Annotated in this window: 21 protein-coding genes and 1 other RNA gene; 13 read left to right on the top strand and 9 right to left on the bottom strand. The window is 71.8% G+C overall.

Going from position 1 to position 24922, the window contains the following annotated elements; translation table 11 throughout:
- Positions 1-119: 119 nt before the first annotated feature.
- From OHA65_RS12485 to OHA65_RS12475, 3 genes are read left to right on the top strand one after another with little or no spacing between them, the layout of a single operon-like run.
- On the top strand, positions 120-7382 hold the full coding sequence (locus tag OHA65_RS12485) for an RHS repeat-associated core domain-containing protein (protein ID WP_327283200.1): 7263 nt from the start codon (positions 120-122) through the stop codon (positions 7380-7382).
- Complete coding sequence (locus OHA65_RS12480) at positions 7324-7824, top strand: SUKH-3 domain-containing protein (protein WP_327283199.1); 501 nt, start codon at positions 7324-7326, stop codon at positions 7822-7824. The genes OHA65_RS12485 and OHA65_RS12480 overlap by 59 nt, the downstream gene beginning before the upstream one ends.
- Positions 7825-7827: 3 nt before the next feature.
- Complete coding sequence (locus tag OHA65_RS12475) at positions 7828-8166, top strand: YcxB family protein (RefSeq protein ID WP_327283198.1); 339 nt, start codon at positions 7828-7830, stop codon at positions 8164-8166.
- Between the two features lie 23 nt (positions 8167-8189).
- On the opposite strand, the gene OHA65_RS12470 is transcribed toward OHA65_RS12475, so the two are convergent.
- Positions 8190-8618: a hypothetical protein gene (locus OHA65_RS12470; RefSeq protein ID WP_327283197.1), complete on the bottom strand. Its 429-nt coding sequence runs from the start codon at positions 8616-8618 to the stop codon at positions 8190-8192.
- 113 nt (positions 8619-8731) lie between these two features.
- Positions 8732-9148: a DNA-binding response regulator gene (locus OHA65_RS12465; RefSeq protein ID WP_327285631.1), complete on the bottom strand. Its 417-nt coding sequence runs from the start codon at positions 9146-9148 to the stop codon at positions 8732-8734.
- Between the two features lie 265 nt (positions 9149-9413).
- On the opposite strand from OHA65_RS12465, the gene OHA65_RS12460 reads away from it, so the two are divergent.
- Genes OHA65_RS12460 through OHA65_RS12450 form a run of 3 tightly spaced genes read left to right on the top strand, consistent with a single transcriptional unit; the run spans position 9414 to position 12365 of the window.
- A complete protein-coding gene (locus OHA65_RS12460) occupies positions 9414-10286 on the top strand; it encodes a MaoC/PaaZ C-terminal domain-containing protein (protein ID WP_329313406.1) in 873 nt (290 codons plus the stop codon).
- 34 nt (positions 10287-10320) lie between these two features.
- Entirely contained in the window at positions 10321-11400 is a 1080-nt protein-coding gene (locus OHA65_RS12455; protein ID WP_327283195.1) for a Zn-dependent alcohol dehydrogenase, read from the top strand.
- Between the two features lie 14 nt (positions 11401-11414).
- Positions 11415-12365, top strand: a complete 951-nt coding sequence (locus OHA65_RS12450) for a 3-oxoacyl-ACP reductase (protein WP_327283194.1) — start codon at positions 11415-11417, stop codon at positions 12363-12365.
- Here the strand turns inward: OHA65_RS12450 and OHA65_RS12445 are convergent.
- Together OHA65_RS12445 and OHA65_RS12440 are read right to left on the bottom strand one after the other, a co-directional pair.
- Positions 12362-12955 (bottom strand): hypothetical protein, encoded by a 594-nt coding sequence (locus tag OHA65_RS12445; RefSeq protein ID WP_327283193.1) that lies wholly within the window; start codon positions 12953-12955, stop codon positions 12362-12364. The two genes, OHA65_RS12450 and OHA65_RS12445, sit on opposite strands and share 4 nt — an antisense overlap.
- Entirely contained in the window at positions 12952-13242 is a 291-nt protein-coding gene (locus tag OHA65_RS12440) for a hypothetical protein (RefSeq protein WP_327283192.1), read from the bottom strand. Before OHA65_RS12440 ends, OHA65_RS12445 begins: the two co-directional genes overlap by 4 nt.
- A 132-nt stretch (positions 13243-13374) precedes the next feature.
- Here OHA65_RS12440 and OHA65_RS12435 point away from each other — a divergent pair, with 132 nt between their 5' ends.
- Positions 13375-14571, top strand: coding sequence for an ROK family protein (locus OHA65_RS12435; protein ID WP_405761872.1), 1197 nt, complete (start codon positions 13375-13377; stop codon positions 14569-14571).
- 111 nt (positions 14572-14682) lie between these two features.
- Here the strand turns inward: OHA65_RS12435 and OHA65_RS12430 are convergent, their stop codons facing one another.
- A complete protein-coding gene (locus OHA65_RS12430) occupies positions 14683-15750 on the bottom strand; it encodes a hypothetical protein (protein WP_327283190.1) in 1068 nt (355 codons plus the stop codon).
- Between the two features lie 233 nt (positions 15751-15983).
- On the opposite strand from OHA65_RS12430, the gene OHA65_RS12425 reads away from it, so the two are divergent.
- Genes OHA65_RS12425 through OHA65_RS12415 form a run of 3 tightly spaced genes read left to right on the top strand, consistent with a single transcriptional unit; the run spans position 15984 to position 18897 of the window.
- A complete protein-coding gene (locus tag OHA65_RS12425; RefSeq protein WP_328762593.1) occupies positions 15984-16841 on the top strand; it encodes a Nif3-like dinuclear metal center hexameric protein in 858 nt (285 codons plus the stop codon).
- Positions 16838-17581 (top strand): C4-type zinc ribbon domain-containing protein, encoded by a 744-nt coding sequence (locus OHA65_RS12420; RefSeq protein ID WP_327285630.1) that lies wholly within the window; start codon positions 16838-16840, stop codon positions 17579-17581. The genes OHA65_RS12425 and OHA65_RS12420 overlap by 4 nt, the downstream gene beginning before the upstream one ends.
- Entirely contained in the window at positions 17581-18897 is a 1317-nt protein-coding gene (locus OHA65_RS12415) for a bifunctional RNase H/acid phosphatase (protein ID WP_371643404.1), read from the top strand. Before OHA65_RS12420 ends, OHA65_RS12415 begins: the two co-directional genes overlap by 1 nt.
- A gap of 73 nt (positions 18898-18970) precedes the next feature.
- On the opposite strand, the gene rnpB is transcribed toward OHA65_RS12415, so the two are convergent.
- Positions 18971-19372, bottom strand: an RNA gene (gene rnpB / locus OHA65_RS12410) — RNase P RNA component class A.
- A gap of 77 nt (positions 19373-19449) precedes the next feature.
- Here rnpB and OHA65_RS12405 point away from each other — a divergent pair.
- Positions 19450-20211: a MerR family transcriptional regulator gene (locus tag OHA65_RS12405; protein ID WP_327283187.1), complete on the top strand. Its 762-nt coding sequence runs from the start codon at positions 19450-19452 to the stop codon at positions 20209-20211.
- Positions 20208-21065, top strand: coding sequence for a hypothetical protein (locus tag OHA65_RS12400; protein ID WP_327283186.1), 858 nt, complete (start codon positions 20208-20210; stop codon positions 21063-21065). Before OHA65_RS12405 ends, OHA65_RS12400 begins: the two co-directional genes overlap by 4 nt.
- A gap of 15 nt (positions 21066-21080) precedes the next feature.
- On the opposite strand, the gene OHA65_RS12395 is transcribed toward OHA65_RS12400, so the two are convergent.
- Both OHA65_RS12395 and OHA65_RS12390 read right to left on the bottom strand, forming a co-directional pair.
- Complete coding sequence (locus OHA65_RS12395) at positions 21081-21347, bottom strand: hypothetical protein (RefSeq protein WP_327283185.1); 267 nt, start codon at positions 21345-21347, stop codon at positions 21081-21083.
- A gap of 147 nt (positions 21348-21494) precedes the next feature.
- Positions 21495-22943 carry an RNB domain-containing ribonuclease gene (locus tag OHA65_RS12390; RefSeq protein WP_327283184.1) on the bottom strand — a complete coding sequence of 483 codons (1449 nt, stop codon included), beginning with the start codon at positions 22941-22943 and terminating at the stop codon, positions 21495-21497.
- Positions 22944-23045: 102 nt separating this feature from the next.
- On the opposite strand from OHA65_RS12390, the gene yaaA reads away from it, so the two are divergent.
- Entirely contained in the window at positions 23046-23846 is an 801-nt protein-coding gene (gene yaaA / locus OHA65_RS12385) for a peroxide stress protein YaaA (RefSeq protein ID WP_327283183.1), read from the top strand.
- Positions 23847-24021: 175 nt separating this feature from the next.
- Here yaaA and OHA65_RS12380 read toward each other — a convergent pair whose 3' ends face one another.
- Complete coding sequence (locus OHA65_RS12380; protein WP_327283182.1) at positions 24022-24768, bottom strand: bifunctional DNA primase/polymerase; 747 nt, start codon at positions 24766-24768, stop codon at positions 24022-24024.
- Positions 24769-24922 lie beyond the last annotated feature (154 nt).

The raw sequence follows: 24922 nt of genomic DNA, 5'->3' as shown, positions 1-24922 counted from the left end.
TTTCGGCCCTGTCGGGCCGCGCACTTGGGGTGGGGACTGTCGAGGTGCGTACATCGATGCGCTGGCCTGTCCATATGTCTGGAAGAGGCCGGCGGAGACGGGCATATGCTGTCGTGGCCATGACGGCCGCGATGTCACTTGTCGTGCCGCTCGCCAGAGCGGACACGGTCGGCGGATACCGTTACACCGGTAAATCCTGGCAGGACGGTGAACTGCCCGACCTGCCTGTGGTCAAGGGACATCCGGTCGGCCAGGCCGCCAAGTCCGCGGTGACCCGCGTACCCCAGGGTGCACGTGAGATGCGTGCGCACGTGCCCAAGACGCCCAAGTGGCCCGCCGCACGGACGGAGACCGTAACGGTCGCCCACCCGTCCCAGCAGGTCCGCGGCATGGGCAAGTCGGTGGAAAGCGGTATGGCCCCGGCAGGGGCACCGGTTCAGGCCGGAACATCACCCGTCTGGATCGCGCCGGCGGCGTCTGCGGCTACCGCCCGCTCGACGACCGGGTCGGCAAACGCACCCGCCGCCAACAGCAGCCCCACCACCGTCCGGGTGGAGACGGCAGACCGGAAGCGGGCCGCCTCGGCCAACGTGAACGGAATGCTGGTCGGCCTCACACCGGCCGACGGTGTCGCCGCCGGAGGCAAGGTCTCTGTGGGCCTTGACTACAGCGCGCTGGCAGACGCCTACGGCGGCGGCTGGGCCTCACGACTGCACCTCGTGGCCCTGCCGGGGTGCGCCCTCACCACTCCCGACGTCGCGGCCTGCCGCGTCCAGCAGCCGCTGCAGACGGCCAACGATCCGAAGAACCAGCGGCTCACCGCCGACGTGAATCTCGGCACCAGCGCGGCACCGTTCAAGGACGCGGTCCTGTCCGGGCAGCAGCGGACGATGGCAGCGGCTGCCAGCAGCCAAGCCGTCGCCGTCGCCGCGGTGTCGGGCACGGCCGGCTCGCAAGGCGACTATGGCGCGACCTCTCTCTCGGCTTCGGGATCGTGGGCGCAGTCGGCCTCCGGGGCCTTCACGTACAACTACCCCGTCGCGGTCCCGCCCTCCTTGGGCGGAACCGCACCGTCCGTGGCACTCACCTACAACTCGCAGTCCGTAGACGGCAAGACCTCGGCCCGCAACTCGCAGTCTTCCTGGATCGGTGACGGCTGGGCTTACACCCCCGGCTTCATCGAGCGCTCCTACAAGCCCTGCAAGAACTCAGGAATCGAGAATTCCGGCGACCTGTGCTGGGCGGGCTACAACGCGACGCTGTCGCTCGGTGCCCACACCGGACAGCTTGTGCGCGGCAGTGACGGCGTCTACCGGCTGGAATCCGACGACGGCACCAAGATCGAGCGGCTGACCGGTGCGACGAACGACCTCTGGGAGGGCGAGTACTTCAAGGTCACCACGCCCGACGGCACCGCCTACTACCTCGGCTTGAACCACGCGCCCGGCGCGTCCGGCGACACCGCGACCAACAGCGCCTGGGGCGTGCCGCTCTACCACCCCAAGTCGGACGACCCCTGCTACAGCTCGTCCAAGGGCAATGCGTCGCAGTGCGACAAGCAGGTCGGCTACCGATTCAACCTCGACTTCGTCGTCGACCCGCAGGGCAACGTCCAGCGTTACGACTACGCGACCGAGTCGAACTACTACAACATGGGCTACGGCCAAGTCGTCAAGGACGGCAAGGGCGGAACCCTGACGCAGTACACCCGTTCGGGCTACCTGACCCGCATCTCCTACGGCTACAAGCTCGCAGACGCCGTCGCCGGCAAGGACCCCGCGGCCCGGATCAACTTCGGCACGAAGCAACGGTGCACCACTTCGGACACGGTGTGCACGGGCGACAACCTGTCGAAGGACACGGCCAAGAACTGGCCTGACGTCCCGTACGACATTAATTGCCCCTCCAGCTACAAGACCGAGGGCGAGGGCGACGACGTTTGCCGTTTCGGTTCGCCCACCTTCTGGTCCACATACCGCCTCAAGGACATCACAACCCAGGTCAAGATCGGCGCCGACTGGCAGGACGTCGACGCCTACACCCTGACCCACGTCTTCTCGGACGCGGGCGGTGTGATGGACCCCGTCACCGGAAAGACCGGCAAGACGGAGAGCGCCGGCATGCTCCAGTCGGTGATGTGGCTGTCCTCGATCCAGCACACCGGCCGTGACACCACGGCAGGCGGCGATACCCCCCTGACGTTGGACCCGGTCACGTTCACCGGCATCGAGATGGACAACCGCGTCGACGGCCTGGAACCGGCGGCCCCACCGCTGTACCGTCCACGGATCTCCAGTGTCCGGACGGAGTCCGGCGAGTCCTCGGCGGTCACCTACCGGGACCCCGAGTGCTCCCGCACCAAGAACACGATGCCGGCGTCGGCGGACGCCAACACGATGGCCTGCTACCCGGTCAACTGGTTCCCGCCGGGTGCCGCCGAGCCCGTGGCCGACTGGTTCGTCAAGACGCTCGTCACCCAGGTGGTCAACAGCGACCTCACCAAGGCAGGCTCGCCGGCCAAGGTCACCGGCTACGCCTACGACGGTGGTGCGGCCTGGCACCGCGATGACTCCGAACTCACCGACGACCAGTACCGGACGTGGAACGACTTCCGTGGGTACCGCACCGTCACCACGACGTCCGGTGTGGCTCCGGACCCGATCACCCAGACCGTCTCCACGTACCTGCAGGGCATGGACGGCGACTACAAGCAGGACGGCACCAAGCGATCGGTGTCGGTGACGAACTCGCTGGGCGAGTCCTTCCCCGACAGCGATTGGCTGGCTGGTGCCACCTTGGAGTCGCAAACCTTCACCGCCGCTGGCGGCACGGTCACCACAAAAACCCTCAACGGACCGCTCGCCACCTTGGACACCGGCTCCAGCACCCGGACGGCCTGGACCTCGAAGGACCCGGCGCCGGCATCTCTCTCCACACTGCCCGATCTGGTGTCCCGTCGTTCGACGGAGGTGACCAACCGGTCGATGGGCCTGCTGTCCAGCGGCAGCTGGCGCACCTCCAAGAAGGTGACGACGTACGACAGCCTCGGCCGGGTGCACCAGGTCGATGACAAGGGTGACGTCACCGCCCCCGAGCAGGAGAATTGCACCACAACCGACTACGCATCGGCGCCGGCGGACAACCCGATGATGCTGATGCACCCGAGCGAGATCCTCTCGGTCTCGGGCCCGTGCAGCACCAAGCCCGGCAAGGACACGACCCTCAGCCACAAGCGGATCTTCTACGATGGCGACGGCTCCGTGACCAGCCCGGGTACCTACGGGAAGCTGGGCCAGGCCTGGGCCTCTGACGGCAAGACGCACTCGGTCGGTCAGGTAACGGCAGTGCAGGTCGTCACCAAGTACGACGGTGCGGGCAATCCCGTATTCCAGACGAACGGTGGCGTGGTGTACGACGACTACGGTCGCGTCACCAAGCAGATCGACGTGGCGTCCCAGGTCACCACCACCGCGTTCTCCCCTGCCTCGGGCACGCTGCCGACGCAGGTCACCACGACCTACCCCCAGCCGTACAACTGGACCACCACCACGGATGTGTCCCCGACACGCGGTCTCAACAAGCGGTCGGTCGACATCAACGGACGTGTCACCAGCAGCACCTACGACACCCTGGGCCGGCGTACCGCGGTCTGGACGCCGGGCCGCGACCGGGCCACCCAGACTCCGGACCGCAAGTTCGCCTACTCCGTCAATGGCGCCGGTGACAGCCCGAACCCCTCGGCCGTCACTACGGAGACGCTTCGTGAGGACGGGAGTTACGGCAAGTCCGTCACCCTCTACGATGGGCTGCTGCGCGTTCGCCAGCAGCAGTCGACGACGGCGGACAATTCTGCGGGCCGACTGATCTCGTCCACCTCGTACGACAGCCACGGGTGGACGGCCTCTAGTATCGCGACGTACGCGGACCCGACCACGGCTCCGGGCACCACGCTGTGGGTGGAGACCGAGAACACGGTCCCGAACCAGACCCGCCAGGTCTACGACGGCCAGGGCCGGGTCACGGCCGCCCAGCAGTGGTCGAAGGGGGCCAAGCTCTGGGAGGCCACCACGTCCTACCCAGGCGTCGACAAAACGATCAGCACGCCGCCGAAGGGCGGGCAGGCGGCGGCCAGCTACACCAATGCCATTGGTCAGACGACGGCCACCCAGACCCTCGACACCACCGCTGACCGCAAGCTGACGGCCGGCACCGTCATCCAGTCGGGTACGACGTTCTCGTCGAAGAGCGTCCGGCTCGACATGCAGGCCGACGGCAACCTCGTCCTGACGGGCATCGCCAACGGCAAGGCCCTGTGGTCCTCGGGCACTGCTGGCAACCCGGGCGCGAGCGCCACGGTCCGCGCCGACGGCAACCTGGTCGTCACCGGCACCACCGGCACGGTGTTGTGGACCTCCGGCACGGGTACCGCCGGTGCCACTGGCGGATTCGCCATCGTCAAGGGCGATGGCAACTTCCGCATGTACAACGCCGCGGGCACCGCCATCTGGTCTTCGGGAACCGCCGGCAAGGCGGCTGCCGCCGACACCAAGACCTCGTACACGTACACGCCCGCCGGCGAGGTCAAGTCCATCAGCGACACCGTCGGCAACAAGTGGACCTACACATACGACCTCCTCGGCCAGAAGACCTCCCAGACCGACCCGGACACGGGCCTCTCGACCTTCGGCTACGACGTTTTCGGCCGGCAGGTCCTGAGCACCGACGCGCTGGGCAAGAGCGTCTCGACCACCTACGACTCTCTCGGCCGCAAGACCGGTGAGTACGAGGGCACCAGCACCACCGACCAGTCCAAGAAGCTGGCCGAGTGGACGTACGACACCCTCCTCAAGGGGCGACAGACTTCGTCCACCCGCTTCGTGGGCGGAGTCGGAGGCAAGGCCTACACGAAGAAGATCAACGGCTACAACACGGCCTACCAGCCCACCGGCTCCACCATGGTGATCCCGGCGACGGAGGGCAAGCTCGCCGGCACTTACACGGCAAGTGCCGAGTACACCCCCACCGTGGGATTGCTGCAGTCCACCACCTTCGGGGCGGATAGCGGGCTACCGGCCGAGACGGTCGGCTACGGCTACAACCTCCAGGGCCTTGAGACGGAGTTCGGCTCCCGCACGACTCCGTACCTGAACAAGACCATCTACACACCGCTCGGCCAGGTCGTCCAGTCCACCTACGGCGTCTACGGGAAGCAGTTCCGCACCGCCCAGACGTACGACCAGGCGACCAGCCGGCTGGCCACCAACACGGTGAGCCTGCAGACCAGCAGCAACAGCCCGATCGACGCCACCACCTACGCCTACGACGAGGCCGGGAACCTCACCGGTACGTCCACGGTGCAGTCCAGCGGCGGCGCGGTCACCGGCACCGACACGCAGTGCTTCCTCTACGACGGGCAGAACCGCCTGGCCCAGGCATGGACGGACACCAAGGGCCTCGCAGCCGCGAAGCCGGGCCAGATATCCAAGTGCAACACCGCACAGCCGACAGCCGCCACGATCGGCGGACCCAACCCGTACTGGCAGAACTACACGTACAACCTGCTCGGCGACCGAACCCAGCAGGTAAAGCACGACACGTCGGGCAACCCGCTCAAGAACGTCACCCAGAACATCACCTACCCCGGCAACGGCACCACACCGGCCGCCCAGCCCAACACGGCGACCACGATCACCACCACGGGGCCGGACGGCACGACCACCCTCACCCCGCACTACGACGCCGTGGGCAACACCACCAGCCGGGACACCAAGGTCGGCGCGGCCGCGGCCACGACCCAGACGTTCACCTACAACGCCAAGGGTCGTACCGACACCGTCGTCACGCCCAAGCCCGTCGGCGGAACGCAGACCTCGAACTACCTGTACGACGCCGACGGCGAACTGCTGATCCAGCGAGGGCCGGACGGCGACACGCTCTACCTTTTCGGGGGCGCCGAACAGCTCACCCTGAACAAGACGTCGACCACGGTCGCAGGGCTGCGCAACTACAAGGGCCCCGACGGCACCAAGATCACCCGCTCCTCCACCGGCACCGTCGTCTACCAGGCAACCAACCCGCAGAACACGTCCCAGCTCCAGGTCGACGCGGCCACGCTCAACGTCACCCGCAGGGCTTTCGATCCGTACGGAGCCCAGCGTGGCCCGGCCCCGCCGAGCTGGGCTGACAACCGCGGCTATCTGGGCCAGCCCACGGACACGGCCACCGGCCTCAGCCTCCTCGGCGCCCGCAATTACGACCCGGTCATAGGCCGCTTCCTCACGTGTGACCCGGTCTTCGAAGCCGGCGACCCGAACCAGATGGGCGGCTACGCCTACGCAGGCAACGACCCCATCAACGCGAGCGACCCCTCCGGCCTCTCGATCTTCAGCGATGCCGGTGACTACCTCAGCGGCCTTATCGACGGAGTCTCCGGCGGCGGCAACGAACTCTGGATCAACCCGGGCGGCTGGGCCCTCGACAACTGCGTCGACATCTGGAACGGCGACAACGAGGACTTCAACGACTGGACGGGCTGGGACGGCAGCGACTACAAGATCCCCAACCTCTGGGGCGACCATCCCACCGCCGAACTCTTCGGCATCGACACGACCTCCGAGAGGTACCAGCAGGGGTTCTGGTCGGGCGTCATCGGCTCGATGCTCATGGACGGTGTCGGGGCATTCAAGCTGGTCAAGGGATTTCGTGCCGCTGCCAAGGCGGCAGAGGCCGCTGAAGGCAGCGCCGCACCACTAAAGAAGCTCCTAGACGACGACGTCCCGACCCCGTCGGCGAAGGAAACCCCACACGAAAACGCCCCGGACACGACAGCTCCGAGCGAGCCGGGCGCAGGTACGCCGAAGACGCCGGCAGGCGAGGGCGGTGCATCCGGGGCTGATTCGTCTGATGGGAGCGGAGTCCTGGAAGAGGCCAGGGAACTGGCCAATAAGACCACGCTGGACAAGAACTTCTCGAGCCGATCTCGTCCGAAGGTCGCCGAGTCACTGGAACTCTCCAATGGTCGGGTTTACTCGGCCACTAGCAGCGGCGAGCAGCGTCCGCTTCATCCCCTGGTCCAAGAAGTTCTGGATGCGGTGCCTACGGCTGACCGGGCTGCTGGAAGCGTGCATGGAAAGTGTGGTCTGCCGGTCTGTATCTCGCAGGCATTGGACGCTGGCCAGAATCCGACTGGTGGACGGGTTGCTGCGGTCAAGATCCGTAACAACCTGACACACAAGGACCAGGGGGGGCGAGTCGGTCCGTGTGACAGCTGCGTGGCACTTGAGGATGCCTTCGAACTAGACTTCACGACGGTGGGAGGTATGGATGACCTCGGCCAATTGGGTGATGTCGACGGAATCATTGGACTCGCTGACCTTGAATAACGAATATTCCCTTGCAGTGGTGGAGGAGCTCCGGGCTGCCGGCTGGCAGCCTGGACGGTCCGTAGACGTAGAAGGCTGGGTTGCGCTGCTGGAAGATGGCGGGCTGACGGCGCATACTGCGGCACGAGCATTTCTGGCAGAGTTCGGCGGACTGCGATTCATGTTCTCGGGGCCGGGTGTCGAGTGCGCCCGAGAGCCGTTCCTGCTCGACCCGTCGGTATGCGAGGGCGAAGAGGAGGTCTTCCTTGAGTGGGGCGAGGAACTGGCGCTGTCTCTCTTCCCGATCGGGGAACGCGCGGAAGGGGTGGCTTTCCTTGCGATCGACGAGCATGGTGCCGTGATTGCGCTGGGCAGCGGCGTTGCCACCACTTATGGGCAGGTCCCGGAGGCATTCGAGAAGATGCTGCTTGGCTACGATGCTGAGGTGCTTGGCGAGGGGTAATGATTGGGGGCATGGCGTCGCCACAAAGCCAAAGGCCTCGTCGTGCTGCTGGTCCTGCCCCGGTGGGCGGTCGCCCGGGGCTTCCGCGCCGGCCGGGCCGAGGAGGAGAAGCGGGCCGTGGTGGACGGTGCGGGCATCGAGGTGTCCCGCGGCGGGGAGTCGCAGCGGATCGTCTGGGACGAGGTGCGCTCGTACCACGAGACGCCCCGGCTGCACGTGTTCACGGGCCGCTCGCGCCGCCGGACCTGCCTCGTGGTGCTGCCCAAGCGGCTGTTCACCGGCCCGGAAGAGAGCGACCTCCTGGCCGCCCTCGCCCACGCGCGGGCCGGCGACGGCGCGTAGCGACCGGGCCCACCCGCCCCCGGTCAGAGCTTCTCGATGTCCTTGTGCACCACGTCCGAGCCGTGGTCCGCGGCCAGGCGCACCTTGAGGGGGTGGCCGGCCGGCGCCTTGATGACCTCGTCGGGCGACTCCACCAGGCCGGTGCCGTTGCAGGAGGGCTCGCTGGTCAGGTTGGACCAGCCGTTCACGTTGTGCGGGTCGTTCCACGACACCCAGGCGCAGTCGCGCTCGCCGCTGACGATCTCCACCGAGATGATCCTGACCGAGTTCACCTCGCCGTCGACGCGCGCGTAGGTCACCCTCGCGGTGTTGTGGTGGAGGGCGGCGGTGCCGGCTTCCAGGTCGACCGTCAGGACCGGGCCGGCCGCGGTGTCGGCAGCGGCCGGAGCCGCTCCTGCGGCGAGCGTGGCGGCCACCAGCGCAAGGGCGGCGGGCAGGACGGATACGCGCATGATTCCTCCACGAAACCAGGTTGCGGGAGCCCCATCCTGGCCCGGTACGTGGAGCAGCGCTGCGGCGGAATTCGTCAATCGGTGGCCGGGAACGGGGGTCCCGCCCGGCTTCACTACGGTTCGAGCGTCGGGTCCGTGACCGCCTCGCCCGTCACGGCGCGGCGGACGGCTTCGGCCAGCGCCCCGGGAGGGTCGTCCCGCAGCACCACCCCCGCCGCTCCCGCGGCGAGCGCCCCCTCGACCAGGCCCGGCCGGGCCGAACCGGCCAGCAGCAGCACCCGGCACTCCGGGGCCTCGCGGCACACCGCCGCCACCTCAGCGAGCACGTCCGGGCGGTCCGCGTCCACCAGCGCCACCGCCGGACAGGCCGTCAGCGCCGCCGCGCCCACGTCCGCACCGGGTGCGACCCGGGCGACCACGTCGAGGTCCGGCTCCAGCCCGAGCAGGACCGCCAGCGCGCCGGCCGACATGCCCGGACCCTCCGCCAGCAGGACCCGCAACGACCTCGTCGTACGGAAATTCCGGGGCATCTCGTCCACCCCGTCAGCCTAGGGCCCCGCCCTCTGCGGGTCCGGCAACACGCCCCGGCCAAAGCCACTCTGACGTGGAGTCAGGAGTCTTCCCAACTGGTGGGGCGTGCGTTATACATGCCTCACCGATCCTAGAACGCGTTCTAGAACCGGTCCCGCAGACGACCTCGGTGTGGCCGACGGTGCGGACGGCCGCACCGAGGTCTTCCAAGCGCTTCCAAGCTCTTCCAAGCAAGTGGGAACCGAACAAGGAGCAGCATCCTCAATGCCGATCGATGCCGCCAGGGCCCTCGCCGCAGACCCCCGCCGGGGGGAGATCGCCTGGGACCACAAGGACATCCAGCTCTACCACCTCGGACTCGGCGCGGGCACGAACCCCGGCAAGGCCAGCCCCGCCACCGACCCCGACGAGCTGCGCTACACCCTGGAGTCCAAGCTCCACGTCCTGCCCAGCTTCGCGACCGTCGCCGGTGCCGGCATGGCCATGCTGGGCGGCCTCGCCGCACCCGGGATCGACGTCAACCTGGCCAACGTCCTGCACGGCGGCCAGTCCATCGAGCTGCACCGGCCCATCCCCGTCAAGGGGCGGGCCTCCTCCAGCGCGCGGGTCGCCGCCCTCTACGACAAGGGCAAGGCGGCCGTGATCGTGCTGCGTACCGAGGTCGCGGACGCCGACGGGCCCCTGTGGACCAGCGACGCGCAGATCTTCGTACGGGGAGAAGGCGGGTTCGGCGGCGAGCGGGGCCCCTCCGTGACGGAGGAGCTGCCCCAGCGCGCACCCGACCGGGTCGAGGAGCGGCACATCCGCGAGGAGCAGGCGCTCCTGTACCGGCTGTCCGGAGACTGGAACCCCCTGCACGCGGACCCCGAATTCGCCAAGCTTGCCGGCTTCGACCGGCCGATCCTGCACGGTCTGTGCTCGTACGGGATGACCCTCAAGGCCGTCGTCGACACGGCGCTGGGCGGGGACGTCTCGCGGGTCCGCGCCTACCGCACGCGCTTCGCCGGGATCGTCTTCCCGGGCGAGACCCTGCGGATCCGGATGTGGGAGGAGCCCGGCCGGGTCCGGGTCTCGGTGACCGCCGTCGAACGGGACGACGCGCCGGTCCTCGCCGACACCGTCGTCGAACACGCGTAACGCCCGACCTTCGCGACACACAAGGAGCCGCACCGTGCGCGCAGCACTGCAGAGCGAGATAGGCCAGGACAAGCTCGAAGTCGTCGACGACATGGAGACCGCGGGTTTCGGCCCCGGCAAGGTCAGGATCCGCATCAGGGCCACCGGCCTGTGCCACTCGGACCTCTCCGCGATGAGCGGCGTGCTGCCGCAGCCCGCCCCCTTCATCCCCGGCCACGAGGGCGCGGGCGAGATCGTCGACGTCGGTGACGGGGTGAGCACCCACCACATCGGCGACCGGGTCCTCGTCTGCTGGCTGCCGCCGTGCGGGCACTGTCCCGCCTGCAAGCGCGGCCAGGGCCACCTGTGCCTGGAGTCCTTCGCGAACGTGGCCACGCCCAACTTCCGCCGCTCGGGGGCCGGGGACGTCTTCGGCTTCGCGGGCACCGGAACCTTCGCCGAGGAGATGGTGGTGCCGGCCGCGTGCGCCGTGCCGATCCCCGACGACCTGCCCTACGACATCGCCGCGCTGATCGGCTGCGGGGTCACGACCGGTCTCGGCGCCGCCATCAACACCGCCAAGGTGGAGGCCGGGTCCTCGGTCGCCGTCATCGGCTGCGGCGGCGTCGGCATCTCCGTCATCCAGGGCGCCAAGGTGCAGGGCGCGGCGCAGATCATCGCCGTGGACCCGGTGGCCTCCCGGCGCGAGGCGGCGCTCCGTTTCGGCGCCACCGAGGCCGTCGCGCCGGAGGCCTTCGCCGACGCCAAGAACCGGATCACGGCCGGCGAGGGCTTCGACTACGTCTTCGAAGTCGTCGGCAAGTCCGCGACCACGCACACCGCGTACGAAATGACCCGGCGCGGCGGCTCCGTCGTCGTGGTCGGTGCGGGCGCGCTCGACGACAACTACTCGATCAACATGTTCTCGCTGTTCTTCGACGAGAAGAAGATCCTGCCGTCGATGTACGGGGGCGGGGACGTGCTCCGCTCGTACGAGCGCACCATCGCGCTGTGGCGGGCGGGCCGGGTGGACCTGGCGGGCCTGATCACGCACCGGGTGCACCTCGCCGAGATCAACGACGCCCTCGACCAGATGCGCACGGGCGTGGCCCTGCGCACCTGCATCGAACTCTGAGAGGAATCCGGTAGATGTCACTCCCACTTGAGGGGCTGTCCGCCATCGTCACCGGCGCGGGCCGCGGGCTCGGCCGGGCCGAGGCGATCGAGCTCGCGCGGCTGGGCGCGAGCGTGGTCGTCAACGACTTCGGCCAGAGCGGACGGGACGGCTCCGGAGAGGCCTCGGCCGCTCCGGCGGAGGAAGTGGCCGCGGAGATCCGTGCCGCGGGCGGACAGGCGGTGGCGCACCTCGGCGACGTGGCCGACTTCGAGCAGGCCCGCGAGCTGGTCGAGCTGGCGGTCGACAGCTTCGGGAAGCTCGACGTCCTGGTCAACAACGCGGGCATCCTGCGCGACCGGATGGTCTTCTCCATGTCGGAGGAGGAGTGGGACTCGGTCATCCGGGTCCACCTCAAGGGCCACTTCAACACCACGCACTTCGCGTCCGTGCACTGGCGCGAGCGGTCGAAGGCGGCGGGCGGGCAGGTGTACGGCCGGATCGTCAACACCTCCTCGGAGGCCTTCCTCGGCGGCTCGGCCGGCCAGCCGAACTACGCGGCGGCCAAGGGCGGCATCGTGGGGCTGACCACCTCGACCGCGCTGGCCCTCGCCAAGTACGGGGTCACCGCCAACGCCATCTGCCCGCGCGCCCGGACCCGGATGACGGAGGACGTCTTCGCGGGCTTCCAGCTCCCGGAGGACGGCAAGCTCGACCCGCTCGCCCCCGAACACGTCGCCCCGCTGGTCGGTTACTTGGCCTCGCCGGCCTCGGCGAGGGCGAACGGGCAGCTGTTCGTCGTGCACGGCGGGATCGTGGTCGTGATGGACCGGCCCAAGGTGGCCGCCAAGTTCGACACCTCCAAGGAGGCCTTCTCCTTCGAGGAGCTGGACGAGGTCCTGACCCCGCACTACGACTCCCGCCCGGCGAACGAGACGTTCGCCGCGGCGGAGGTCCTGGGCCTCAAGCACGACCGGGGGGCTTAGGCGGCGGCGGTGACGGGCCGCTTGTAGTACCGCCAGGGGAACCAGCCCGCCCCGACCGGAATCCAACCTTCTGATTCCATCCGCCGGTGTCGCGCGAGGGAGGGGAGCGTCACCCGGCAGTGCTCCCAGGGGTGGCCGGACGCCTCCACCTCGTGGAAGAAGGGGCCGTAGCCGATCATGTGCCAGCCGTCGCGGCCGGCCTCTTCCAGGGCGGCCATCTCGTTGAAGGCGGTCAACCCGCTGAGGGTGCGGCGCTTCGGGGCGTTCGGTCCCTTGGTGGGCGGCGCCGACGGGCCCGTGCCGGCCTTGCCCGAGAAGCGCTGCTGGGCGGCCTGGCGGCTCACCCCCAGGACGCGGCCCACCGTGTCCCAGCTGTGGCCGGCGGCCCTTGCGCCCTGGACGGCCTCGCGCAGCAGTCGGCTCGCCTCCTCGGCGCCGACGCGCGAGGCGTCCACGAGGCGCAGGTAGCCGTGGGCGTCGTGTTCGAGCGAGTCGGCCAGCCCCTCGGGGGCACCGAGGACGGCTGCGGCGATCCCTTCGCGGATCCGGTCCATCTCCACCGGGTGGAGCAGCGGTTGGTTGTCGTTCATCGGCTCAGTCCGGCAAGGGGTTCGAGGGCGTCGAGGACGGCCTCGTCGCGGCGCATCCGCTCGGCGGCGGCGTTGTGGTGGGCAGTGGCGCGGGCGGTCAGGCCGGCCGTGCAGGCGATGAGTACGAGGCCCGCGACGATCAGGGCGACGGTGGCGGAGGTGCCGAGCCGGGCGCCGAACATCACGGCCATGGCCGGCAGGCTCACGGCGAGCGGCAGCACGGCGGCCATGGATGCGGTGGCGGGGAAGACGTCCCGGTGCCGAACCTTCGAATTCAAGATCAACATGCGTCAAGGAAACCTTGACGAGGCCGACTTGTCAAGAAATCCTTGACGCCGTCTCGTGGTGCACGCCGGACCTCGCCCGCCCCCCGTTCCGGCGCACCGCCGCGGGCCTCCGGGCTACGTGAGAATGGCCCGATGAGCAGCAGCGACGCGGGTGTTGAGCGGCCCTGGAGGCCCCAGCGGCAGCGCAGTGCCAACGAGCGGCTGCTGTGGGAGCGACTGCGGTCCGACGGGGCCGCGTCGCGGGCGCAGCTCGCGCGGGAGACGGGCCTGTCCAAACCCACCGTCTCCAGCGCCCTCGCGGCCCTCGAACAGGCCGGCCTGGTCCGGGAAGCCGGTACGCGCGCACCCGGGCGGGGCCGCACCGCCGTGCTGTACGCCCCCGATCCGACGGCCGGCTACGCCCTCGGCGTCGACATCGGCCGCAGCCGGCTGCGGGTGGCGCTGGCCGACCTCGACGGCACCGTCGTGGCCCGCTGCGACGTCCGCAACCAGGCCCGCACCGCGAACGGCGTGGCTGACCTCGCGGTGTCCGCCGCCCGCGGGCTCGTCGCCGACTGCGCAGTGGACCCGCGCAAGGTCACCGGGGCCGTGGTCGGCACGCCCGGCGTCTACGACGGGGACGCGCGCCGGGTCCGGTACGCCCGACAACTGCCCGGCTGGGGCCGGCCCGGCCTGTTCGACCGGATCCGCGACGGGCTCGGCCTGCCCGTCGCCGTCCAGAACGACGCCAATCTCGCCGCGCTCGGCGAGTACGCGTACGGCGTCGGCGCGGGCAGCCGGCTCTTCGTCTACGTCATGATCGGGACCGGCCTCGGCATGGGCATCGTCAACGAGGGCCGGCTGTTCACCGGGGCGCACGGCGGAGCCGGCGAGATCGGCTTCCTGCCGTGGGCGGGCCGCCGGGCCCCGGAGCCCGGCCCCGACCGCGATTCCGAGCCCGACGGCATGGAGGACGCCGTCTCCGCGCAAGCCGTGGTCCGAGCGGCCCGCGCCCACGGAATGGCCGGGCCGCTCACCGCCAAGGACGTCTTCGACGCCGCCCGGGCGGGGAACGCGGCCGCCGCCCGGGCGGTCGAGCAGGAGGGCGAACGCCTCGCCCACACCGTCGCGGCGGTCTCCGCCGTCCTCGACCCGGACCTCGTCGTCCTCGGCGGCGGCATCGGCCACAGCGCCGACCTGCTGCTCCGCACGGTCCGGCGGACGCTGCGCACCCTGACGCCGCTGCGGCCGAAGGTGTCGGCCGGCGGGCTGGGGGAGGACGCGGTCCTGCTGGGCGCGGTCGCCACGGCGCTCGGATCGGCCCGCGACCTGGCCTTCGAGGGCCGCTGACCGAAGGGCCCCGCGTCAGCGGGGCCTTCGGCCGGCAGGGCCCCGCGTCGGCAGGGCCCCGCGTCGGCAGGGCCTTCGGCCGGCAGGGCTCCGCGTCGGCGGGGCTCCGCGTCAGTGCAGCGGCGCCTGCTGGAGCGGTACGGGCCGGGGTGCCGCCGCCGGCGGCGGGTCCAGCCGGACCGGGGCCGGCGGGGACACCGGCAGGGTCAGCCCGGTGATCCCGCAGGGGATCTCGGGTGTGGCGTACGGGAGGTGCAGGCGGCCCTCCCGGCTCCACAGGCCGGTGCCGAGCCACCCGTCGGGCGCCGCGAGTCGGAAGACGTGCCGGTCGGCGGGCCGCCACAGGCCGATCCCACCGTTCTCCAGGCGGAGCGCGACCGCGCAGGTCTCCGGCATCAGCGCCTGGCCCGGCTGCACCGCGAACGGGATCCCCGCCTCCCCGCGCAGGCACTCGGGGAACCGGACCGGGAGGGAGCTGCCCAGTACCCCCCATCCCAGGCGCGGTTCGCCCGGGGCGTCCGAGCGGATCAGCAGCAGCCCGCTGTCGGGGTCGGCCAGCAACAGCCGGTCGTCGCTGCCGTCCGCGATCTGGAGCAGCGGGGAGACCTCGCCGCCGCGGCCCAGGTCGACGGCGACGGCCTTGGTGGTGCCCCGGAACTCGCGGTCCAGGGCGAGCATCCGGCCGGCCCGGTCCAGCCAGACACCGCCGGTGCACCGGCCCGGGATCCGCGCGACCGGCCCGAAGGGGCCGCCGGCGACCTGCCAGACGGTGCTCCCGGTGGCCGAGGCGGCCAGGGCGAAGGCCCCGTGTCCGTCCGGGGACGGGGGCAGCAGGGACACCCGTACGCCCTCGGCCCCGGGCTCCACCGAGCCCAGCGGGAGTTCCCCGGTCCGCGGTCCGGCCGCGGCGCCGCCCGTCGGGTACAACAGGGCGAAGGCGTGCCGTTCGGCGACCCGGCGGTGGATCAGCACCCGCCCGTCGGTCAGGGCCAGCACCTCGCTGTCGGCCTCCTCGGGCTGCGCGAGCGGCAGCGGCACCGCGTACGGCTCGGGCCCGGCCAGGGTCCAGCGCTCCGGGTAGCGGGCTTCGCCGTCCCCGGCCAGTCGGGCCGCGTACGACCCGTCCGCGGCGATGGTGAACCGGGCCGTCATCGTGATCTCGATGGCACAGACAGTCATCCGTGCGTCACCTCCGGTGAGGAAGCTAGTTATCGCACTTCGGCCCGAACAGCACGACGTTCCGCGCTTCACACGTACGGGTGGCCGCCGGGCGGTTCGACCGTGGCAACGGGGACGGTTGTGCTGTGCGGTGCAGGGGCGTGCCCGGGACCGTCGGAGGCGCGTGAGGAGCCCCGGCCGCCCGGGACCCCGTACGGACTCTGCCGCTCCCGTACGGACGGTAGCCTTGGCCTGTGCCCCGTCTCTCCGAAGTCATCGCCGCGCTGGACGTCCTGTGGCCCCCCTCGCGGGCCGAGCAGTGGGACGCCGTCGGAACCGTCTGCGGCGATCCCGACGCCGAGGTCGGCCGCGTCCTGTTCGCCGTGGACCCCGTGCAGGGCGTCGTCGACGAGGCGGTGAAGCTGGGCGCCGACCTGATCGTCACCCACCACCCCCTCTATCTGCGCGGCACCACCACCGTCGAGGCCGGCACCTTCAAGGGCCGCGTCGTGCACACGCTGATCAAGAACGACATCGCGCTGCACGTCGCCCACACCAACGCCGACACCGCCGACCCCGGCGTCTCCGACGCCCTCGCCGGCGCCCTCGGACTGCGCATCACCGGACCGCTCGTCTCCGACGCCAGCGACCCCGCGGGCCGCCGGGGCCTCGGCCGGATCTGCGAACTCGACCACCCCGAGACCCTGCGGGAGTTCGCCGCCCGCGCCGCCGCCCGGCTGCCGCAGACCGCCCAGGGCATCCGCGTCGCCGGCGACCCGGACGCGGTCATCCGCACCGTCGCCGTCAGCGGCGGCTCCGGCGACAGCCTCTTCGGGCAGGTCCGCGCCGCCGGCGTGGACGCCTTCCTCACCGCCGACCTGCGCCACCACCCGGCGTCCGAGGCCCGCGAGCAGAGCCCGCTCGCCCTCGTCGACGCCGCGCACTGGGCCACCGAATGGCCGTGGTGCGAGCAGGCCGCCGCGCAGCTCGACGCGATCTCCGAGCGCCACGGCTGGGGTCTGCGCACCCACGTCTCGCGCACGGTCACCGACCCGTGGACGGTTCACGAGCCGTCCGTAACACCCCCTTCTATCTCTGGAGCCCCCAACTGAACGCCGAGCCCGCCGACCAGATCCGACTCCTCGACGTCCAGGCCCTGGACGTCCGGCTGTCTCAGCTCGCCCACAAGCGCAAGTCCCTGCCGGAGCACACCGAGGTCGAGTCCCTGACCAAGGACCTGACGCAGCAGCGCGACCTGCTCGTGGCGGCCCAGACCCAGGCGAGCGACGCCGCCCGCGAGCAGACCAAGGCGGAGCAGGACGTCGACCAGGTGCGCCAGCGCGCGGCCCGCGACCAGCAGCGGCTCGACTCCGGCGCGGGCATCTCCGCCCGCGACCTGGCGAACCTGCAGAGCGAGGTCGTCTCCCTCGCCAAGCGCCAGGCCGACCTGGAGGACGTCGTCCTGGAGGTCATGGAGCGCCTGGAGGGCGCGCAGGAGCGGGTCACCGAGCTCACCGAGCGGGTCTCCGCCCTCGAAGCCAAGCAGGCCGACGCCACCGCCCGCCGCGACGCGGCCACCGCCGAGCTCGACGCCGAGGCCGCGAAGGTCACCAAGGACCGTGAGGTCATCGTCGCGTCGATGCCGGCCGACCTGATGGCCCTGTACGAGAAGATCCGCGTCAAGCAGGGCGGCGTCGGCGCCGCCCGCCTGTACCAGCGCCGCTGCGAGGGCTGCCGCCTGGAGCTCGACATGGCCGAGGTCAACGAGATCAAGGCCGCGGCCCGCGACCAGGTCGTACGCCACGAGAACTGCGGCCGCATCCTGGTCCGTACGGCCGACTCGGGCATCTGATGCTCCGGTTCGTCGTGGAGGCGGACGGCGGCTCCCGGGGCAACCCGGGGCCCGCCGGCTACGGCGCCGTCGTCCTCGACCCGGCGACGGGCGAGACACTGGCCGAGCGTGCGGAGTACATCGGCGTCGCGACGAACAACGTGGCCGAGTACAAGGGCCTGATCGCGGGCCTCAAGGCCGCCCGTGAACTGGCCGCCGACGCCGAGGTCCAGGTCCGCATGGACTCCAAGCTCGTCGTCGAGCAGATGTCGGGCCGCTGGAAGATCAAGCACCCGGACATGAAGCCCCTCGCGGCGGAGGCGGCGTCGATCCTGCCCCGCGCGCAGGTCACGTACGAGTGGATCCCGCGCGAGCGGAACAAGCACGCGGACCGGCTCGCCAACGAGGCGATGGACGCGGGCAAGCACGGCAGGCAGTGGGAGCCGTCGGCCTCCTCTGCGGCCCTGGACGCCTCGGCGGCCCGCGCCCTGGCCACCCCGCCGGCGGGCCCTCCGGGGGATGCCGCGAAGGGGGCCGCGGCCGTCCGGGCCGCCCTCGCCGGAGCGACCGGCGGCGCCGCCGGAACCGGCGCCGCCGACGGGCCGTTCGCCGGAGCGGAAGCCGGAGCGGGCACACCGCCCCGTACCGGTCACGCCGGTCCCGCCCAGCCGGCCACACCCCCCGCGGGCGGCCAGGGCTGGGGCCCCGACATGGGAACCCCGGCGACCTTCGTACTGCTGCGCCACGGCGAGACCGCCCTCACCCCGCAGAAGCGCTTCTCCGGCAGCGGCGGTACCGACCCGGAACTGTCCTCGGCGGGCCGCCGCCAGGCCTCCGCGGTCGCCGAGGCACTGGCCGCGCGCGGCACCGTCCAGACGATCGTCAGCTCCCCGCTGCGCCGCTGCCGGGAGACCGCGCAGGCCGTCGCGGACCGCCTCGGGCTGACGGTCACCGTCGAGGAGGGCCTGCGCGAGGTGGACTTCGGCGCCTGGGAGGGCCTGACCTTCGCCGAGGTGCGGGAGCGTTTCCCCGAAGACCTCCAGGCCTGGCTGGACTCCCCGAAGGCGTCCCCGACGGGCGGCGGCGAGAGCTTCACGGCCGCCACCCGCCGGATCTCGGCGACCCGGGACCGGCTGCTGGCCGCGTACGCGGGCCTCACGGTGCTGCTGGTCACCCACGTGACCCCGGTCAAGATCCTGGTGCGCCTCGCGCTGGGAGCCCCGCCGGAGTCGCTGTTCCGGATGGAGCTGTCCGCGGCCTCCCTGTCGGCGGTGGCCTACTACGCCGACGGCAACGCCTCGGTCCGCCTCCTGAACGACACCTCGCACCTGCGGTAGCCGGCCGGTCCGACCGGGTACGGCGAAGGGCCCGCCCCCTGACGGGGACGGGCCCTTCGGCTTCGTCGAGTGCAGAACAACCGGAGCTGTACGCCGGGTTCTGTCGCCCGGTGACCTCGCGGTCGCCGGGGAGACGGCCATCCATCTAGGACCGGCGTTGCCGCCGGCCTCCTGCGGTCTACCCGCGAACTCGGGCGGGCAGCCCTCGAACGTTCGCGCAAAGCCGTCCGAAGACGACTCCTCTTGACCTTGCTCCGGGTGGGGTTTACCTAGCCGCCTGGGTCACCCCAGGCGCTGGTGGTCTCTTACACCACCGTTTCACCCTTACCGAGGGCCGAAGCCCCCGGCGGTCTGTTTTCTGTGGCACTGTCCCGCGGGTCACCCCGGGTGGCCGTTAGCCACCACCCTGCCCTGTGGAGCCCGGACGTTCCTCGGCGGGATCCGGGGATCCCGACGCGGCCGCCCGCTCCGGTTGTTCTGCGAGTGACCATGCTACCCGCGCCCGGCGCCGCGCTTGACCTTGACGCAGCGGCAGGGTTTTTACTGGACGCCATGCGGATCGGAGAGATCGCCGCGCTGGTCGGGGTCACCACCCGGGCCGTCCGGCACTACCACCACGTCGGGCTGCTCCCGGAGCCGGAGCGGCGCTGGGGGTACCTCCCAGCGGTAGCTGGGGGAGGCTACCGCGCGTACAGCGTGCGCGACGCCGTCCTGCTGGCCCGCGTGCGCCGGCTCACCGAGCTGGGGCTGAGCCTCGACGAGGTGCGCGACGTCCTCGCGGACGACGCCGGGCGCGAGCTCGCCGACGTACTGGAGGAACTCGACGCCGACCTGGCCCGGCAGGAGGCCGCGATCCGCGAGCGCCGGGAGCGGCTCGCGGCGCTGCGGGCCGCGCCACCCGTGGACGACGGGCCGCTCCCGCCCGCGCTCGCCGCACTGCTCGCCCAGGCCCCCGAAACGACGTCGCCGTCCGCCGCCCTCGACCGCGAGCACCTCATCCTGCTGGACACCGCCGGCGCCGGCGGCCCCGAACTGTACGAGGCGATGGCCGCGATGGCCGCCGATCCGGCCGTGCTCGCCCTGTACGAGCGGCTCGACGACCTCGCCGACGCCCCCACCGACGACCCCCGGATCCCGGTGCTCGCCGCCGATCTGGTGGCGGCCGTCCCCGACGGGGTGTTCGACGTGATCCCGGCGGACGGCCCGGCCGCCCCGGGCTTCACGCAGGCGCTGCTCGCGGAGTACGCCCCCGCCCAGGCGGAGGTCGTGCGCCAGGTCATGGAGGCGTTCGCGCAGAAGGGAAGCAGCCGATGAGCCGGGTCCGGGCGGCCCGGATCGCCGCCGCCGCGGCGATACCGGGCGAACTGGCCCTCGTCGTGTGCCTGGCGGCCGGGGTGCGCCCACCGCTCACGGTCGCGGCCGCGGCCGAAGTGCTCGTCGCCGGGGTGCTGCTGCTGGAGCTGTGGGTGCTCCGGTCGCTGTACTGCGCCGAGCGGGCCCGCGGCGCCGAACCCCGCGCAGCGCGGCGGGCGGCGGTGCGGGCGGTCGTGCCCGAGCCGGTGCGCCGACTGGTGCTGCACGAGCTGCGCACCGCCGCCTCGCTGGGGCGGTGGGCACTGCGCCGTCCCGCGCACGGGGTGGGGCCGGGCGAACTCGCCGCCGGGTACACCGGACCCCAGACGGCCATGACGTACGGGCTGCTGTTCGTGTCGCTGATCGAGACCGTCGGGCTGGCCGTCCTGATCCCCTGGCCGGCCGTGCACCGCGTGGTGCTGGTCCTCGACGCGTACGGGGTGCTGCTGGTCCTGGCGATGCACGCCGCCTGCGTGACCCGGCCGCACGTGGTCGGCGCGGACGGCTCCCTGCGCATCCGCTACGGGGCCCTGTTCGACCTCACCGTCCCGCCGGACGCCGTGGCCTCGGTGCGGGTGGACCGGCGCTACCCGGAAGGCCGCCTCGTCACCCTCTCCGAGGACGGGGTGCTCGACCTGATCGTCGCCAGCCAGACCACCGTGACCCTGGAACTGACCCGTCCGCTCCCCTTCACCCGGCCGCTCGGCTCCCGCGCCGAGGCCCGCACCGTCCGCTTCCACGCCGACGACCCGCGCACGCTGGTCGCTGCCCTGCGTCGGGCCGGGCCGGTGGCGGCGGGGCCCACCGGCCCGTGAGGTGGAGGTGGCCGATCAGGCGGGAGGGTTGGCCGCCATCCGGCAGGCGCCGTGCGCGGCGCCGCCCGCCACGCCGGCCGCGGACATGGCGCTCACACAGCCGGTCAGATCACCGTGCACACCTTGGGTGCAGGCCGTCGTGACGGCTTCGGATACCGCGACACCCGACTGTGCGACCAGGTTCGTACAGGCCGGGATGTCGGCGCGGGCGACGAAGGCCCCGCCGCCGAGGGCGAGGATCAGACCGGTGAGGACACCGGTGATGCGAACCGACATGCGCATGGGAGGCACCTGCTCTCCGGGCGGTCAGGGGACTCACGGATCCGGTAGCTCGCGGACCCGGTCGGGGGCGCCGGACGACGGCCCCTCCCCTTTCGACGCTAGGCCAGCCCGCCGCAGCGCGCACGCCGGCCTTGCGGCGGACACCGCTCACGCAGGGGCGAACGTGATCTTCTTCGCCCGGCCCGGGTCGGCCTCCGTCAGCCGGACCCGGATGCGGTCGCCCAGCGGCAGCGGCGCGGACGGCGATTCGACCCGGCCGACGACCGCCGGTTCCTCCAGGTGGACCGTGCCCACCAGCGGCTCGTGGTCCTTCACGTCGATCACGGTCGCGTCGAAGGTCTCGCCGACGTGGTCCTTCAGCAGGGCCGCCTCGACGAGGTCCACGGACTCCCGCTCGGCCGTGTTGGACAGCCTGCTGCCCTCCGCCATCCGCTCCGGGAGCCCGTCCAGCGCGGACAGCGCCCACTGCGGGGGTTCGGCCCCCGCCACCGCCGCCACGCACAGCTCGCCCGCGTACCGGTCGACGAGCCGGCGCAGCGGGGCGGTGCAGTGCGCGTACGGTGCCGCCACCGCGGCGTGCAGGACGGGGTCCGGGGTCGCCCCGCCGGTGAAGACCGTGTAGCCCGCGCCGCGCAGCAGGGCCGTGCACTCCTGGAGGAACGCGGCGTGGGCCGGGAGGTGCGGGTCGAGGGTCCGGACGAGTTCGGCGTACGGCACGTGGTGCGGCCAGTCGATCCGCAGGGCGGTGGCGGTGCGCCGGAGCCGGCCGACCGCGCCGTCGGGGGCGCTGGGGAGGGTGCGCAGGATGCCGGCGCCGGCGGCGAGCATCAGGTCCGCGGCGGCCATGCCGGTCATCAGGGAGATCTGGGCGTTCCAGCCGTCCGCCGGGAGCGGGGCCCGGTAGGCGAGGGTGTACGAGCCGTTGTGCGCGACGATCTCCTGCTCGGGCACGTTCAGCGAGACGCCGCCGCGCTCCTGCTCCAGGGTCTCGCGGAGCCTGCCGATGTCCCGCAGGAGGGCCAGGGACTCGTCGGCGGTCCCGGAGTCGATGGCCTGCTGTACCCCCTCGTAGTCGAGCTTGGCGCGGCTGCGGACCAGGGCCCGGCGGACCTCGGTGGTCTCCACCCGGCCGGCGGAGTCCAGGTCGAACCGCCACAGCAGCGCCGGGCAGGTCTGGCCGGGCAGCAGACTGGCCGCGCCCTGCGAGAGCACCGCCGGATGCAGGGGGACCTTGTCGTCGGGGAAGTACAGGGTGGTGACGCGGCGGTGCGCCTCGGTGTCGAGGGCGCCGCCGGGTGCGACGAAGGCGGCGACGTCGGCGATGGCGTAGTGCACGCGGTAGCCGCCGCCGTTCGGGCGCTTCGCCAGGTGCATGGCCTGGTCCAGGTCGCGGGAGGCCGGCGGGTCGATGGTGAACAGGGGCAGGTCGGTGGCATCGAGGTCCGGGAGCCGTGGATCGCGGACGGCCCGCTCGGCCTCGGCGAGCACCGCGGCCGGGAACTCCCCGGGCACCCCCAGGGCGGTCCGCAGTTCACGCAGCGCGGCCCGCAGGGCAGTCCCGTCTGCGCCGGTCATGTGCATATGACGGCGTGGCATGGATCGAGCGTATGGCGGGTGGGCGCTGGTGGCGCGGCGAGCCGTCTACCCTGGCTCGGGGGCCGCACCCCCTGCGCCGCGTCGTACTGAAGGAGAACCACCGTGCTCGTGCTGCTGCCGCCGTCCGAGGGAAAGGCCGCCGGCGCCTCCGGCGCGCCCCTGGAGCCGCAGACGCTGTCGCTGCAGGGACTGGCCGAAGCGCGGGCGGCCGTGCTGGAGGAACTGGTCGAGCTGTGCGCGGGCGACGAGCTGAAGGCCCGCGGGGTGCTCGGCCTGAGCGAGGGGCTGCGCGGCGAGGTGGCGAAGAACGCCGGGCTACGGTCCGCGGTGGCCCGGCCGGCGGGTGAGGTCTACACCGGCGTCCTGTACGACGCGCTGGGCCTGGCGGACCTCCCGGCGGCGGCGCGGGCGCGGGCGGAGCGGTCGCTGCTGGTGTTCTCGGGTCTGTGGGGCGCGGTCCGGGTGACGGACCGGATCCCCTCGTACCGCTGCTCGATGGGGGTGAAGCTGCCGGGGCTGGGCGCGCTGGGCGCCTACTGGCGGGAGCCGATGGCCGCGGTGATGCCGGCCGCGGCGGGGGACGGGCTCGTGCTGGACCTGCGGTCCTCGGCCTACGCGTCGGCGTGGAAGCCCAAGGGCGAGGTGGCGGGGCGCACGGCGACGGTGCGGGTGCTGCACGCGCAGATCGTGGACGGGGTGGAGAAGCGGTCGGTGGTGAGCCACTTCAACAAGGCGACGAAGGGGCGGCTGGTACGGGACCTGCTGGTCGAGGGTGTCGTGCCGGCGACCCCGGCGGAGCTGGTGGTGGCCCTGCGCGACCTGGGGTACACGGTCGAGGCGCAGGCCCCCGCGAAGCCGGCCAGGCCCTGGTCCCTGGACGTGGTGGTCACCCAGATCCACTGACCGTACGGGCTCCCGGGCCGGGCGCGGCGCCGTTGTGGGCGCGCCGCCCGGCGCCCCGGGAACGGTCGAAGGGTGGGGCGGGGCGACACGCAGCAGCCGACGCCGGCGGTCGGTTGAGCGCCCCGCGGGCCGGTGGCCCACCGGCCGGGTCGTACGGGCCGGCCGCGGGGCCCGGTCAGTGGCTCAGGGGCCAGGCCGCCGTGGGGGATCGGTCGGCCGCCACCGCGTACGTGGCGCAGGCGTCCGTCAGGGTTTCCAGCAGGGTGAGGGGATCCGGGAGCGGGTGCTCCGTGCCCCGGAGCCAGGTCACCGCCAGGTCACCCGGCAGGGCCGCCGGCGGCACCAGCACGTAGCTGCCGCGGCAGTGCCACCGCAGGCCGGGGTGTTCGTCCATCGTCTCCGGGTGGCAGTCCAGTTCGCACGGCCACCATTCGTCCTCGTCCTCGGGGGTGCCGCGGGTCGCCGTGAAGAAGAGCATCCGGGCCTGGTCGCCCGTTCCGCCCGATTCGGCGACGGGGCCGACCTCGACGCCCGCCGCCAGCAGGCGGGCCAGCGCGCTCGCTCCGGCTTCGAGGGGGACGTCCAGTACGTCGTGGACCATGCCGGTCGCGGTGATGAAGTTCGCTTGCGGCTGGTTGCGCGCCCAGCGTTCGATCTGTGCGCGGTCGGTCGTCGACTGCGTCTGCCAGGCGAAGGAGAGGGGGTGGCGTGCGGGGGTGGGACAGCCGATCCGGTCGCACGAACACCGGTAGCCGGCGGGATGGGCGGCGGGGGCGAGCGGCAGGCCTGCGGCGGCCACGGCCAGCAGGAGGTCCTCGCGCACGCGCTCGGGGTCTTCGGGGGAGGGTTTGGGCCGCCGACGCAGCCACTGGGAAATCCTGCTCTGCTCGCCGCGTTTGACGCGGCCGGACTCAGACCCCATCTATCCCCTCACCTCACCGTTTCCCCGGCAGACCCTCACATGGTCCCACCATCCTGCGGTCCGGGTGACCGCACTCCCCAACCGGGGGTGGGGGAGCGGTGCACGGAGCGTGCGGAAGGGGAGACGGGATACCGTCACATACTGTTGAAATTCG

Origin of the sequence: Streptomyces sp. NBC_00045, assembly GCF_045041095.1 — a bacterium.
Taxonomy (GTDB): domain Bacteria; phylum Actinomycetota; class Actinomycetes; order Streptomycetales; family Streptomycetaceae; genus Streptomyces.
This window is presented reverse-complemented; position numbering and strand designations above follow the sequence as displayed.